Genomic DNA, 12994 nt, shown 5'->3' on the forward strand with positions numbered 1-12994 from the left:
AAATCGCACAGACTAAAGGCCCCGAATCCTTGATGTAGGATTCGGGGCCTTTGGTCTGAGTTGAAGCGTTTAGCCCGGTATCGTGAGAACCCGGCTTTAGAGGGTCTTGTCTGTACCTAGGTAAGAAAGGACGGCCTCGTGCAGGTGGCCGTTGGTGGCTAGGGCGTTGCCGCCGTGGGGGCCGTCCGCCCCTGCCAGGGAGGTGAAGCGTCCGCCTGCTTCGGTCACGATGGGGACCAGGGCGGCCATGTCGTAAAGGCCGAGTTCAGGTTCGGCGGCAGCGTCGACGACGCCCTCTGCCACCATCATGTAGGACCAGAAGTCGCCGTAGGCTCGGGTGCGCCAGACGGTGTCGGTCAGGTCGATGAAGTTATCGCGCAGGCCTAAATCGCGCCAGCCGGTGAGGGAGGAGTAGGAGAGGGAGGCGTCCTCTAGCTTACTCACGGATGAAACAGAGATACGGGTAGCCTTTGCCAGGGAGCGACCGGTGTAGGCGCCGGTGCCTTCGGCTGCCCACCAGCGGCGCTGGATGGCCGGTGCGGAGACGACTCCGACGACGGGCTTGCCGTGGTCGAGCAGGGCGATGAGGGTAGCCCAGACGGGCACGCCGCGCACGAAGTTCTTGGTGCCGTCGATGGGGTCGATGACCCACTGGCGGGGGGAAGACCCGGTTTCCCCGAATTCTTCACCCAGCACCGAGTCACGGGTGCGGACACGGGACAGCTGGGAACGGATGAGCTGTTCGGCTTCGCGGTCGGCGTCGGTGACGGGGGTGAGGTCGGGTTTGGTGTCGACGGCGAAATCGTGGGAGGTGAACTTGGCCAGGGTGAGGCGGTCTACCGCATCAGCCATGATGTGGGCCAGGCGCAGGTCGTCGGTGTAGTTAGTCATGGTCTCGTGTGCCTTGGTGTGTTTAGAGGTCTACGACGCCGAGTTCTTTCTCGGTGTCGCCGGTTTCTTCGTCGACGCGCAGGAGTTTGCGCAGGGAGTCGAGGCGTTCTGGGCCTGCGGGGCCGGCCTGGCCCGCTTCGACGTAGGCGGTCAGGCCGCAGTCGGGGGCGGATGCCGAGTGGGTACAGCCCTTGGGGCAGTTGGCTGAGCCCGGGGCAAGGTCGGTGAAGGAGGCGACCAGGGTGTCGGGCTCGACGTGGGCTAAGCCGAAGGAGCGGATACCGGGGGTGTCGATAATCCAGGTGCCGGGGGCTGACTTCTGGGGCTGGAGGGCCAGGGCTGAGGACGAGGTGTGGCGGCCGCGCCCGGTCACGGCATTCACGTGGCCGGTGGCGCGTTCTGCCCCGGTCAGGGCGTTGACCAGGGTTGATTTGCCCACACCGGAGTGGCCCAGAAGCACAGAGACCGAGCCGTCGAGATACTCAGAGAGCTGCTCAACTAGGGTGGTGTCGAGCCCCTCGGAGCCTTCCTCGCTGGGGGCGCGGCCGTCCTTGGACTTAGACAGCAAGATGGTGAGCTCGACGTCCCGGTAGTAGTCCAGCAGCCATGTAGGGTGTTTGAGGTCGGTCTTGGTGATGCAGAGAATGGGGGTGAGCCCAGCGTCGAAGGCGGCTGCTAGGGACCGGTCGATAAAGCCGGTGCGGGGTTCGGGGTTTTCTGCTGCTACCACGATGACCAGGTTATCGGCGTTGGCGACGACGACGCGCTCGACGGGGTCGGTGTCATCAGCGCTGCGGCGCAGGAGGTTGGTGCGCTCCTCGATCCGGACGAGGCGGGCTAGAGTATCTGGCTTGCCGCTGGTATCACCCACGAGGGCAACCTTGTCACCCACCACGATGGGGGAGCGGCGCAGCTCGCGGGCGCGTACGGCGGTGACAACCCGTTCGCTGCTCTTGCCCTCATCGAGGATGGCGGTGTAGCGGCCCCGGTCTACGGTGATGATGCGGCCGATTTCGGCGTCCTTGTGGGCAGGGCGGTCCTTGGTGCGGGGGCGGGAGCCCTTCTTGTTGGGGCGGACGCGCACATCGCTTTCATCCCAGGAACGGCGCATTAGGCGGCACCTGCCTGCCACTGATTCAGCATGTTCTGCCACAGCCCGGTGAAGTTGGGCAGGGTTTTGGAGGTGGTCTCGACGTTCTCAACCACGATGCCCGGTACCACCAGACCCATCACGGCAGCGGCGGTTGCCATGCGATGGTCAGCGTAGGTGCGCATGAGGGCCCCGTGAGCTACAGGGGCGGTGACGCGGATACCGTCCGCAGTTTCTTCGGCTGAACCGCCCAGGCGGTTAATCTCGGCGGTCAGGGCGGCAAGCCGGTCGGTTTCATGGCCGCGCAGGTGGGCAATACCGGAAAGGACGCTAGTTGCCGGCGAGAGAGCGATGAGGGCAGCAACGGTGGGGGCCAGTTCACCGGCCTCGGCTAAATCGAGCTCAACACCGGGCAGGCCGGATGCCGCGCCGCCGGCAGGGCCGGTGACGGTCAGGTTCCCGTCGGCCAGCTCTACCCGAGCCCCGAAGAGGGGCAGAATCTTCCGCCAGTGGTCCCCACCCTGGGTAGTGGACTCAGGCCAGCGCGGAACCGTTACCGAGGCCCCGGTGGCTACCGCAGCAACCAGGAAGGGCCCAGCATTAGAAAGATCGGGTTCAACGGTGACCTCAAAGCCAGGGAAGCCACCGGGGGCAACGGTCCAGGCATCGGTGCCGTTGAAGTCGACGCTAATACCGAGCTCACGCATGGTCTCAACGGTCATCTCAATGTGGGGCATCGAGGGCACCGGGCCACCCTCGTGCCGCAGTACCAGACCCCGCTCAAAACGGCAGGCAGCCAGCAGTAGGGCAGAGACAAACTGGGAAGAACCCGAAGCATCAATGGTCAGTTCGGGCACCTGCACCGAACCGGCAGAAACGACCGTGAAGGGCAGGGAGCCGCGACCGGCGTCCTCAACCTCAACCCCCAGGCCCCGCAGGGCCTCAATCACAGGCAGCATGGGGCGAACCCGCGCATGCTCATCGCCATCGAAATGGAAAGTACCGGGCAGCAGGGCAGCTACCGGGGGCACAAAACGCATCACAGTACCCGCCAATCCCACATCAATGGAGGCCTCACGGGCAACGGTCGCAGAAAAATCTAGGGGAGTCACCCGCAGGTCAGGGCCAAAGGCACTACCGGTTTCAATCTCTTCAAAAAGGGCACCCAGAGCAGTCAGCGCAGCCACCATCAGCTGCGAATCGCGCGAATGCAGGGGAGCATGAATCACCGAGGGGCTATCGGCTAAAGCCGCCAGCAGCAGGTAGCGATTGGTGAGCGACTTAGACCCGGGAATCTCCACCCGGGCATGGGCACCGCCGGGCACCGTAACGGTGGGCGCTAGCCAGTCTCCATCGGCAACTAGGGGCTGCTTGGTCGCATCAACCACAAATAAAACCTACTTCGGAATCAGTTATTACGGCGTACTCCCTCCCTATTTTAGGTGGGCGGGGCGGCAAACAAGAAAACCCCGCACCGGTTTGGTGCGGGGTTTATCGAAAGTTCGCGGGAGCTTACACCCGGTAGGGGCCAGCTTAGGCGAAGAGGTCCTCAACCTTTTTCTGGGCGTCAGAAGCAGCGTCCTGAACATCGGATGCCAGCTGATGGGACTTCTTAGCTACCTGATCACCCAGCTTGGAAGCGCGCCAGGCCAGTGAGGGGTTACCGTCGGTATCAACAGCTGAGATAGCAATAGCGCCCAGCAGGGAGCCATTGAGCACAGCAGCATTGCGGCGGGCAGTCTTCTCTTCCTTAGTCTTTGCCTCGGTAGCGCGATACTCAACGTAAGAGTTAATAGCACCGGTAGCCAGCAGGACGCTCGCAGAAAGACGGGGCAGCTTACCCAGGGCAAAGAGGGCACCGGCAGCTACCTGAGAGCCAGCCAAAGCCTGGCCCACCAGCTTCTCCTGGCCACGCAGCACAGAAAGCTGAGGGGCAGAAGTCGCAGCCAGATTAACCACCTTAGCCAGGTGCTTAGACGATTCGGGGTCACGCAGACGGTCAACACCCGAGATAATAAAGCTTGAAGCCAGCAGAGGGCGAGCAAAACGGCGAACCAATGACATGAGTTCCTCCTTCACGGGGTGCGAGGCCCCTTTGCGGTGTATCACAGATACCTAACACTACTAAGCATACATATAGACCGGTGGGTTCAGCCACTTTATTGCACCACCAGCGCAAAATTACTCTGGTTCTGGGGAATAAGTGCCGCTAGCGCTCGTTATATCTGGTGTACTCGGCGCATAGCCGCGCCCATTGGCAGGTACAGTAAGACAAAAGACCACAGCACACCTGGAGGGAAATGACAGCCACGCCCCCGGCCCCCAGCACTGAACCTGCGCCGACCACCGACGTCCTCGCCCCCGAAGGCAACGAACCCGATGTGCGCTCCCGCGAAACCAACGCCGAGCGTAAAGCCCGTTTCGAACGAGAAGCCCTGCTATACGTAGACCAGCTCTACGCCGCCGCCCTGCGCATGGCTCGCAACCCGCAGGACGCCGAAGACCTCGTCCAAGAGGCCTACATGAAAGCCTTCTCCGCCTTCCATCAGTACAAGCCCGGAACCAACCTCAAAGCCTGGCTCTACCGGATCCTCACCAACACCTACATCAACGTCTACCGCAAACGCCAACGCGAGCCCTACCAGGCCAACACCGACACCGTCGAAGACTGGCAGCTAGCCCAGGCCGGAGCCCACGACTCCAAGGGCCTACCCTCTGCGGAAAACGAAGCCCTCGCCCACCTGCCCGACAGTGACATCAAAGAGGCCCTGCAGTCCATCCCTGAAGACTTCCGCATGGCCGTCTATTACTCCGATGTTGAAGGGTTCTCCTACAAGGAAATCTCCGAGATCATGGATACCCCCATCGGCACCGTCATGTCCCGCCTGCACCGTGGCCGCAAACTGCTCAGAGACAAACTCACCGACTACGCCGCCGAGCGCGGCATCAAAACCACGACCACCGGCAAGGCCGGCGCCCGCCAAACCGCTAGGGCCTAAGAAAGGAGCCACCAATGACCGCCGTACACAACCCGAGCCCTTCTACTCCCTGCGAAGAGCGCCTGGCCAAAATCTACACCTACATTGACGACCCGCTCAGCTGCCAGGACCTCGAAGAACTCCAAGCCCACCTGGCCGAATGTGAAACCTGCGCCAAGGAATACGACCTAGAGTGCATCATCCGCCAAGCAGTGCGCCGCACCTGCAAGGAAACCGCCCCCGTCGACCTCAAAAGCCGTATCCGCGCCTGCATCGACGACATCCATACCGGAGGGCACCCGGCAGCTAACTAGCCAATAACAAAGGGCCCCTGCTCGCTTCTGCGAGTAGGGGCCCTTGTTGATTGCCTTATGAGTTGGGGCGCTTACCGTGGTTAGCGCCACCCTTACGGCGATCCTTACGCTTGCGACCGCGCTTGCTCATGAGAGCCTCCTTGATCAAGGTGGAGTGCCCGTCAGGATAACGGAACACAAATGGTCGATAGCACCTTGGAACAGGCACTTCTCACTATTTTCGCATACCTTGGCTAGCTTTGCACACCCCGGGTTGGTCACAGAGGCAGGCACAAGCCAGGGGCTTCCTTAAACGGGCTCTGAAATCTGAAGCCAGTTGTACCAGCCGCGGTGCAGAACCAGCCAGGCAATCAGGCCGTAGCCGGACTGGCCGGGGCGGCCGTCATTTGCTGCCAGGTCATTGCGCCACTGCTCATGGTGCAGCAGGGGGTTGAAGGTATCAACGTAGACGTGGTTACGGCGGGTCACCACATCGGCGTAGGCTGCCGACAGGTCGGCAATCTTGCGGTTGCGCTCAGCATCGAGAGTGGGCGGGGGACCAACAACCAGAACCTTCACATTGTTCTGGGAGGCCATATCGACCATGTTCGCCAGGTTCAGGCGGGAGCGGGCACTGGTGAGACCCAGGTCGATGTCGAAGGTCGAGGGGGCAATGACTAGGCGATTTTCGTGGCCCTGGGCAAAGCGGCGGCTGGCTTCTTCAAACCAGCGAGCGTTGAGCTGTTCACTGCCCTCACCGGGAGCTGCCAGATTATAGGCAGAGATAGAGGCAGAGGTCTGAGGGGTACGCGCCATAACGCGCCCGAACCACCCGAGGGTGCGGGGGTCCCCGACGCCTGCGAGCAGATCATCGCCAACGGCTACAAGTCGAATTTTTCGCTGATCCACGTGTTTCTTTCTACAAGGTTGAGGGCTAGGTCGCCCCGCAACGTTGGTCTCGTTCGTTCTGTACCAGTCTAAACCCTGGAGCCTGCCAGCGCACGGTGGGCGCACCGCAAACAGGCAGTGCCCGAATCCTGACGGGCAAGATTCGGGCACTGGGAGCTGAGCGAGCGCCCTGCTTTAGCGGTCGAATACCTCGGAGATGAGGTTATCGAGCTCGCGCTGGTGACGCTTACCGGTACCGGCTGCGGGGGAAGCAGCGGCAGGGCGGGAAATCAGCTTCATACGGTAGTCAATCTGGGGGAGCAGGTTGACAGCCATGAAGGGCCACTGGCCCTGGTTGGCAGGTTCATCCTGAGCCCAGACCAGTTCCGCATTGGGGTAGGTAGCAATCTGCTCCTTGATCTCTGCGGACGGCAGGGGGTAGAGCTGCTCGACTCGCACAATTGCGGTGCTCTTATCGCCGCGCTTAGCGCGCTCTGCTTCCAGATCGTAGTAGAGACGGCCCGAGACGAAGACCAGGCGGGTTACATCAGCGGGGTTCAGGTTACCCTGGTCCTCGATGACGGGCTTGAAGCTACCGCTGGTGAAGTCTTCAACCGACGAGGCAGCAGCCTTGAGGCGCAGCAGCTGCTTGGGGGTGATAACAATCAGCGGCTTGTGCGGACGGGAGTGGGCCTGACGGCGCAGCAGGTGGAAGTGGTTTGCCGGGGTCGAGGGAACAGCAACGGTCATGTTGTTCTCGGCGCACAGCTGCAGGTAGCGCTCCATGCGGGCCGATGAGTGGTCAGGGCCCTGGCCCTCAAAACCGTGGGGGAGCAGCAGAACCAGTGAGGAACGCTGGGCCCACTTCTGCTCTGCTGACGAGATGAACTCATCAACGATGGTCTGGGCGCCGTTGGCGAAGTCGCCGAACTGGGCCTCCCAGAGCACCAGGGAGTCAGGGCGTTCGACGGAGTAGCCGTACTCGAAGCCCATGACGCCGTACTCGGAGAGCAGGGAGTTGTAGATGGAGTACTTGCCCTGGGTTTCTGAGAGGTTAGCCAGGGGGTTCCACTCTTCGTCGGTCAGAGAGTCGTGGAGCACGGAGTGGCGCTGGACGAAGGTGCCGCGCTGGACGTCCTGACCGGTCAGGCGCACATCGCGGCCTTCCAGCAGGAGGGAGGCGAAGGCAGCAAGCTCGCCGAAGCCCCAGTTGATGTTGCCCTCGGTTGACATCTTGACGCGCTGTTCAAGCAGCTTCTTGAGCTTCTTGTGCACGGTGAAACCCTCGGGAATCTTGCCGAAGGCCTGGCCAATCTGAGCCAGGGTCTCAGCAGAGATAGCGGTCTCGCCGGCAACGTGAACGGAATCCTCATTCTGCTGGGCAGCAGGGCGCTCGATGTTAGAAACAGCGGCGGCGTCTGCGGTGACCAGGGGAGCGGAGGACGACTGGGCCTCGTGGGTCTCGGTGAAAATCTGCTCCAGGCGGGACTGGTAGTCCTTCAGAGCGCGCTCGGCCTCATCCTGGGAGATGTCGCCGCGGCCGACCAGGGCCTCGGTGTAAATCTTGCGGGTTGAGGGCAGTTCCTCAATCTGCTGGTACATCTTGGGCTGGGTCATCGAGGGATCGTCTGCCTCGTTGTGACCGCGGCGGCGGTAGCAGACCAGGTCGATGACGACGTCCTTGTTGAAGGCCTGGCGGTAGGCGAAGGCGATGGAGCCTGCGCGGACGACGGCCTCGGGGTCATCGGCATTCACGTGCAGCACGGGAGCCTGGATCATGCGGGCGATGTCGGTGGAGTAGGTTGCGGTACGACCATCGCGCGGGGTGGTGGTGAAGCCCACCTGGTTGTTGACCACGATGTGTACGGTACCGCCGGTGGTGTAGCCCTCAAGCTTGGACATCTGCAGGGTTTCTAGCACGATGCCCTGGCCAGCGAAGGCGGCGTCACCGTGAACCAGGATCGGCAGTACAGGGTAGTTGCCGATGCCCTGTTCAGCCAGGGTGTCCTGCTTAGCGCGGACGATACCTTCGAGCACGGTATTGACGGCTTCAAGGTGGGAGGGGTTAGCGGCCAGGTAGACCTGGGTCTGGTTGCCGTTGTGGGAGGTGAAGATACCCTCGGTGCCCAGGTGGTACTTGACGTCTCCGGAGCCGCCGGTCAGGCGGGGGTCCATCTGCCCCTCAAACTCGCGGAAAATCTGGGCGTAGGACTTACCCGCAATGTTGGTCAGTACGTTGAGGCGGCCGCGGTGGGCCATGCCGATGCCGACGCCCGAGAGGCCGGCGTCCGCTGCCTCAGAGATGACGGAGTCCAGCAGGGGAATCAGGGATTCGCCGCCTTCCAGGGAGAAGCGCTTCTGGCCCAGGTACTTGGTCTGCAGGAAGGTTTCGAAGGCCTCGGCTGCATTCAGGGTGCCCAGCACACGGAACTGCTCGTCGCGCGAGGGCTTGGTGTAGCCGTGCTCCAGGCGGTCCTGGAACCACTGGCGCTCTTCGGGGTTCTCGATGTGCATGTACTCCACGCCCAGGGTGCGGGTGTAGGCCTCGCGCAGCAGCTCAAGAATGGTGCGCAGGGGCAGGGATTCCTTTTCGCCGAAGCCACCGGTGGGCCAGTAGCGGTCAAGATCCCAGAGGGTCAGGCCGTAGTTCTCCAGACGCAGGTCGGGGTGAGAGAGCATCTGGTAGCCGATGGGGTTGGTCTGGGCAATCAGGTGGCCGCGCACGCGGAAAGCGTGAATAAGCTGCTGGATACGGGCAACCTTAGAAATTTCTGCTTCGGGGTTGACCTGGTTATCACGAGCCCAACGGACGGGCTCGAAGGGAATGCGCAGATCCTCAAAAATCTGGTCGTAGAAGCCGTCGCCACCGAGCAGGTAGTGCTCCACAATCTTGAGGAACTCGCCGGAACCTGCACCCTGGATGACGCGGTGGTCGTAGGTGGAAGTGAGAGTCAGAATCTTGGAGACGCCGTTGCGGGCAATGACCTTTTCTGAGGTACCGCGGTACTCGGCGGGGTAGTCAAGGGCACCTGCACCGATGATGGCTGCCTGGCCCTTAGAGAGGCGGGGCACGGAGTGGACGGTGCCGATACCGCCGGGGTTGGTCAGTGAGACGGTAGTGCCTGCGAAGTCCTCAACGCCGAGCTTGCCTTCACGGCCGCGCTTGACGATGTCGTTGTAGGCTTCCCAGAACTCTGAGAAGGAGAGCTTCTCTGCACCCTTGATGTTGGGTACAACCAGGTTGCGGGAGCCGTCGGGGCGGGGTAGGTCGATGGCCAGGCCGAAGTTAACGTGGGCGTGCTGGATAGCGGCGGGCTTGCCCTTGGCGTCCTCACCGTAGCTGACGTTCATGGAGGGGAAAGCTGCAAGAGCGCGGATGATGGCGTAGCCGATGATATGGGTGAAGGAAACCTTACCGCCGCGGGTGCGGGCCAGGTAGCTGTTGATTTCGGTGCGGTTATCGATCAGCAGCTTGGCGGGGATAGCGCGGACGGTGGTTGCGGTGGGTACGCTCAGTGACTCGTCCATGTTGGCGGCTACCGCCTTGGCGGGGCCGCGCAGGGTAACGATCTGGTCTTCTTGGGGAGCGTCGCTCACGGGTTCTTCCTTCGGGGTGGCGGGCTTGGTCGCTGAGGGGTTGCTTGCCTTGGGGGCTGCCTGTGGGGCTGACTTGGGGTCAGTTTCAGGGGCAGGGGTCTTGGGAGTGGAGGGAGCGGGGGCCTTGGCGGGCTCTTCCTTGGCTGGTGCGGACGCTGCAGCGGGCGCCGGTGCCTGCTGCGAGCTGGGTGCGCTGCCGGTTGTGCCTGCCCACTGATCAAACAGGGGCCACCACGTTTCGTCGACTGAGTTGCGGTCTTGCTCGTACTTCTCAAAGAGCTCTTCGACGAGCCACTCGTTACCCGCGAACTCTTCGGGAACAGTATGTTCTGGCTGGTTTGGCACTTCTCTTACGCCTCTTCCATCTCTTGTGATTGCTGGGTGCCAAAACCGCTTTTGGCACGAGGTGGGCGGGCATCGCACACTACATTGGGCGCGTGATGTACCGCATATCTTTGTCTAGTTTAGAAGTGTTTTGGGGGTTCGTCCAACGCACTACTTTCTATGACATCTCACTGTGAGACTGTCTGGCAGAAATAGGCTGGCATTTCGCAGGGGGTGAAAGGGAGCCCACTGAGTAAAGCAATAATTATTCGCTAGAATTGACCACTATGGAAGACCCTTCTAGTTGCTGCGCATCTTCGCAGCCCTCACGAGCGCTTTGGCGCGCATTATCCTTTAACCTGACCACGGGCGTCCGCACCTCTGGCAGCCCGCGCCCAGCCCAGCAGGCGGTGAGAGCCTAAACCATGGAATGGCTCCTGCTTCTCATCGGTTTTGCCCTGATTCTGGGTACCGGCTTCTTCGTGGCCGTAGAATTTTCGCTGGTAGCCCTTGATCAGTCCAAGGTCCAGCAAGAAATTGATAGGGGAGACGCCGCAGGCGAACGAGTGCTCGCCTGCCTCAAATCCCTCTCAACCCAGCTATCAAGCTGCCAGCTGGGTATCACCATCACCACCCTACTTACCGGTTACACCCTCGACAGCGGTATCAATGCCCTAGCCGGCGACACCATCGCGTCCTGGGGGTTGGCCCCCTCTGTGGCCTCGGCGCTCACCCTGATTTTCTCTATGGGTATTGCAACCCTGCTCTCCATGATTATCGGCGAGCTGGTGCCCAAGAACCTGGCGATTGCCGAGCCCTACCGCGTGGCCCGAACCCTGGCCCCGGCCCAGCTGCTCTTCACTAAGGTGATGGGCCCCATCGTCCGCACCGCTAACGGATCAGCAAACTGGGTACTCCACCGCTTCGGCATGGAAGCTAAGGAAGAACTCTCGGCAGCCCGTTCACCCGAAGAGCTTTCTTCAATGGTGCGCCGCTCAGCCGACCTGGGCACCCTAGACTCCGATACCGCCCGCTTCGTCGATAAGACCCTCTCCTTCGCCGAACTCACCGCAGCCGACGTCATGACCCCGCGCCGCAAGGTCATCATGCTCGAAGATACAGCCCCTGTCAGCGACGTCATCGAGCTGGCCCGCACCACCGGCCACTCCCGCTTCCCCCTCTACCGGGAAGACCAGGACAACATCGTGGGCGTCGTGCACGTGAAGAAAGCTGTGGGCCTTCCCCTCGATAAGCGCGACACGCTGGAAGCCGGAACGCTCATGGAGGACGTGCTGCAGGTGCCCGAAACCGTGCACCTGGACTCCCTGCTCATGCAGCTACGAGAGGGCGCCCTACAGCTTGCCGTAGTGCTCGACGAATACGGTGGCACCGCCGGCATCACCACCCTTGAAGACCTGGTTGAAGAAATCGTCGGTGAAGTCTCCGACGAACACGACACCAACTCCTTCGACGAACGCCCCCTGCGCGTGGGCAATGGCGACTACATTTTCTCGGGCCTGCTCCGCCCCGACGAGGTCAAGGACTACATCGGAACCCTCGACGTGGATGATGACCCCGCCTACGAAACCATGGGCGGCTTCATGATGGACCACCTGGGCCGAGTTCCCGAAACCGGCGACGTGGTGCCCGTTGAGGGCGGACGCCTGCGTGTAGAAAAGATGGAACAGCGCCGGGTTGACCGCATCCGCTTTATTCCCGAAGCCCTCACCACAGATGACCTTGCCGCTCGAAAGGAGGGGGCCCGATGAACGACTGGGTAGCTATCGCCCTGCTCTTTGTGCTCCTTGCTGGTAACGCCTTTTTCGTGGCCGGTGAGTTCGCCATTATGTCGACTCGCCGCTCCCAGATTGAGCCGCTGGCTGAGACCGGTAATAAGCGCGCGGTCACCGTACTTTATGCGCTGGAGAACGTCTCGCTCATGTTGGCTACCTGCCAGCTGGGTATTACCGTCTGCTCCCTGCTGATTTTGAATGTTTCAGAGCCGGCCCTGCACCACCTGGTGTCTGCACCTCTGGAAAGCTGGGGCATCCCTTACGAGGTGGCTAGCGCTGTAGGCTTTGCCTTCGCGCTGATCCTGGTGACCTACCTGCACGTTATCTTCGGTGAGATGGTGCCCAAGAATATGGCGGTATCGCTGGCTGCCCAGGGCGTTGCCCTGTGGATTGCCCCGCCCCTGGTCACGGTCTCGCGGGTGCTCAAGCCCCTGGTGGGCTTCCTCAACTGGATTGCCGACCACACCCTGCGCCTGATGAAGGTAGAACCTAAGGCCGAGGTGGCCTCAACCTTCACCCTTGATGAGCTTCAAAGCATTGTGGCTCAATCAACCGCAGAGGGAACCGTGGACGACGGCTCCGGCGTGCTGTCTGGCGCCCTGGAATTCAGCTCGAAGACCGTTGCTGAGATTATGGTGCCCGGTGACCAGCTGGTTACCATGAACTTCCCCTGTACGCCCGCTGAGCTGGAACGGGCCGTTGCCCACACCGGCTACTCCCGCTTCGTGATGAAGGACGAGCAAGACGGTACCTACATGGGCTACCTGCACATCAAGGACGCCCTGGTCTACGAGGCTGATCGCATGGACCAGCCCATTGCCTGGTCTAAGCTACGTCAGATGTCGATTGTCAAGCCCGACACCGACATTGATGAGGCCCTTGCCACCATGCAGCGAAACCGGGCCCACGTCTCCCACGTGGTTGACGCCCAGGGGCAGAGCGTTGGCGTGCTCTTCTTAGAAGACATCCTGGAAGAGCTGGTGGGTGAAATTAAGGACACCACCCAGGAGCATGTGCGCCGCCGCGAGGAGGCCGCTTCAAAGCACAGCGCCGACTAATTTCCTCTAGCTAGCTACCGGTTTCTGCCAGTGCGCGGACGCCCGCTCCGCCTTTCCTGCCCCGTGGCAGGGAAGGTAGGGC

At 61.6% G+C, this 12994-nt stretch carries 11 protein-coding genes; 4 read left to right on the forward strand and 7 right to left on the reverse strand.

What is annotated here, in order from left to right; all coding sequences use genetic code 11:
- Window positions 1-96 precede the first annotated feature (96 nt).
- The 4 genes from hisN to ACEE43_RS01210 form a co-directional block, all read right to left on the reverse strand.
- A complete protein-coding gene (gene hisN / locus ACEE43_RS01195) occupies window positions 97-891 on the reverse strand; it encodes a histidinol-phosphatase (protein ID WP_449107962.1) in 795 nt (264 codons plus the stop codon).
- 22 nt (window positions 892-913) lie between these two features.
- Complete coding sequence (gene rsgA, locus ACEE43_RS01200; RefSeq protein ID WP_449107963.1) at window positions 914-2002, reverse strand: ribosome small subunit-dependent GTPase A; 1089 nt, start codon at window positions 2000-2002, stop codon at window positions 914-916.
- Window positions 2002-3369 carry a 3-phosphoshikimate 1-carboxyvinyltransferase gene (gene aroA, locus ACEE43_RS01205; RefSeq protein ID WP_449107964.1) on the reverse strand — a complete coding sequence of 456 codons (1368 nt, stop codon included), beginning with the start codon at window positions 3367-3369 and terminating at the stop codon, window positions 2002-2004. The genes rsgA and aroA overlap by 1 nt, the downstream gene beginning before the upstream one ends.
- A 145-nt stretch (window positions 3370-3514) precedes the next feature.
- A complete protein-coding gene (locus tag ACEE43_RS01210) occupies window positions 3515-4045 on the reverse strand; it encodes a DoxX family protein (protein ID WP_431463865.1) in 531 nt (176 codons plus the stop codon).
- A 236-nt stretch (window positions 4046-4281) separates the two neighbouring features.
- Between ACEE43_RS01210 and ACEE43_RS01215 the strand changes: the two genes are divergently transcribed.
- Window positions 4282-4980, forward strand: a complete 699-nt coding sequence (locus ACEE43_RS01215) for a sigma-70 family RNA polymerase sigma factor (protein ID WP_449107965.1) — start codon at window positions 4282-4284, stop codon at window positions 4978-4980.
- A 14-nt stretch (window positions 4981-4994) separates the two neighbouring features.
- A complete protein-coding gene (rsrA, locus tag ACEE43_RS01220) occupies window positions 4995-5273 on the forward strand; it encodes a mycothiol system anti-sigma-R factor (RefSeq protein ID WP_237185836.1) in 279 nt (92 codons plus the stop codon).
- Between the two features lie 55 nt (window positions 5274-5328).
- Here the strand turns inward: rsrA and ACEE43_RS01225 are convergent, their stop codons facing one another.
- The 3 genes from ACEE43_RS01225 to ACEE43_RS01235 form a co-directional block, all read right to left on the reverse strand.
- On the reverse strand, window positions 5329-5403 hold the full coding sequence (locus ACEE43_RS01225) for a 50S ribosomal protein bL37 (protein ID WP_377129465.1): 75 nt from the start codon (window positions 5401-5403) through the stop codon (window positions 5329-5331).
- A 158-nt stretch (window positions 5404-5561) separates the two neighbouring features.
- Complete coding sequence (locus ACEE43_RS01230; RefSeq protein WP_135011505.1) at window positions 5562-6161, reverse strand: GDSL-type esterase/lipase family protein; 600 nt, start codon at window positions 6159-6161, stop codon at window positions 5562-5564.
- A gap of 174 nt (window positions 6162-6335) precedes the next feature.
- Window positions 6336-10082, reverse strand: coding sequence for a multifunctional oxoglutarate decarboxylase/oxoglutarate dehydrogenase thiamine pyrophosphate-binding subunit/dihydrolipoyllysine-residue succinyltransferase subunit (locus ACEE43_RS01235; protein WP_449107966.1), 3747 nt, complete (start codon window positions 10080-10082; stop codon window positions 6336-6338).
- Window positions 10083-10486: 404 nt separating this feature from the next.
- Here ACEE43_RS01235 and ACEE43_RS01240 point away from each other — a divergent pair, with 404 nt between their 5' ends.
- Both ACEE43_RS01240 and ACEE43_RS01245 read left to right on the forward strand, forming a co-directional pair.
- Window positions 10487-11830 carry a hemolysin family protein gene (locus ACEE43_RS01240; RefSeq protein ID WP_237194372.1) on the forward strand — a complete coding sequence of 448 codons (1344 nt, stop codon included), beginning with the start codon at window positions 10487-10489 and terminating at the stop codon, window positions 11828-11830.
- Window positions 11827-12912: a hemolysin family protein gene (locus ACEE43_RS01245; protein ID WP_449107967.1), complete on the forward strand. Its 1086-nt coding sequence runs from the start codon at window positions 11827-11829 to the stop codon at window positions 12910-12912. Before ACEE43_RS01240 ends, ACEE43_RS01245 begins: the two co-directional genes overlap by 4 nt.
- The last annotated feature ends 82 nt before the right edge of the window (window positions 12913-12994 follow it).

The organism is Rothia sp. 11254D007BW (genome assembly GCF_053548195.1).

Bases quoted from the DNA above. Each gene is read 5' to 3' on its own strand.
- hisN (WP_449107962.1), bottom strand. From the start codon at position 891: ATGACTAACTACACCGACGACCTGCGCCTGGCCCACATCATGGCTGAT.
- rsgA (WP_449107963.1), bottom strand. From the start codon at position 2,002: ATGCGCCGTTCCTGGGATGAAAGCGATGTGCGCGTCCGCCCCAACAAG.
- ACEE43_RS01210 (WP_431463865.1), bottom strand. From the start codon at position 4,045: ATGTCATTGGTTCGCCGTTTTGCTCGCCCTCTGCTGGCTTCAAGCTTT.
- ACEE43_RS01215 (WP_449107965.1), top strand. From the start codon at position 4,282: ATGACAGCCACGCCCCCGGCCCCCAGCACTGAACCTGCGCCGACCACC.
- rsrA (WP_237185836.1), top strand. From the start codon at position 4,995: ATGACCGCCGTACACAACCCGAGCCCTTCTACTCCCTGCGAAGAGCGC.
- ACEE43_RS01240 (WP_237194372.1), top strand. From the start codon at position 10,487: ATGGAATGGCTCCTGCTTCTCATCGGTTTTGCCCTGATTCTGGGTACC.
- ACEE43_RS01245 (WP_449107967.1), top strand. From the start codon at position 11,827: ATGAACGACTGGGTAGCTATCGCCCTGCTCTTTGTGCTCCTTGCTGGT.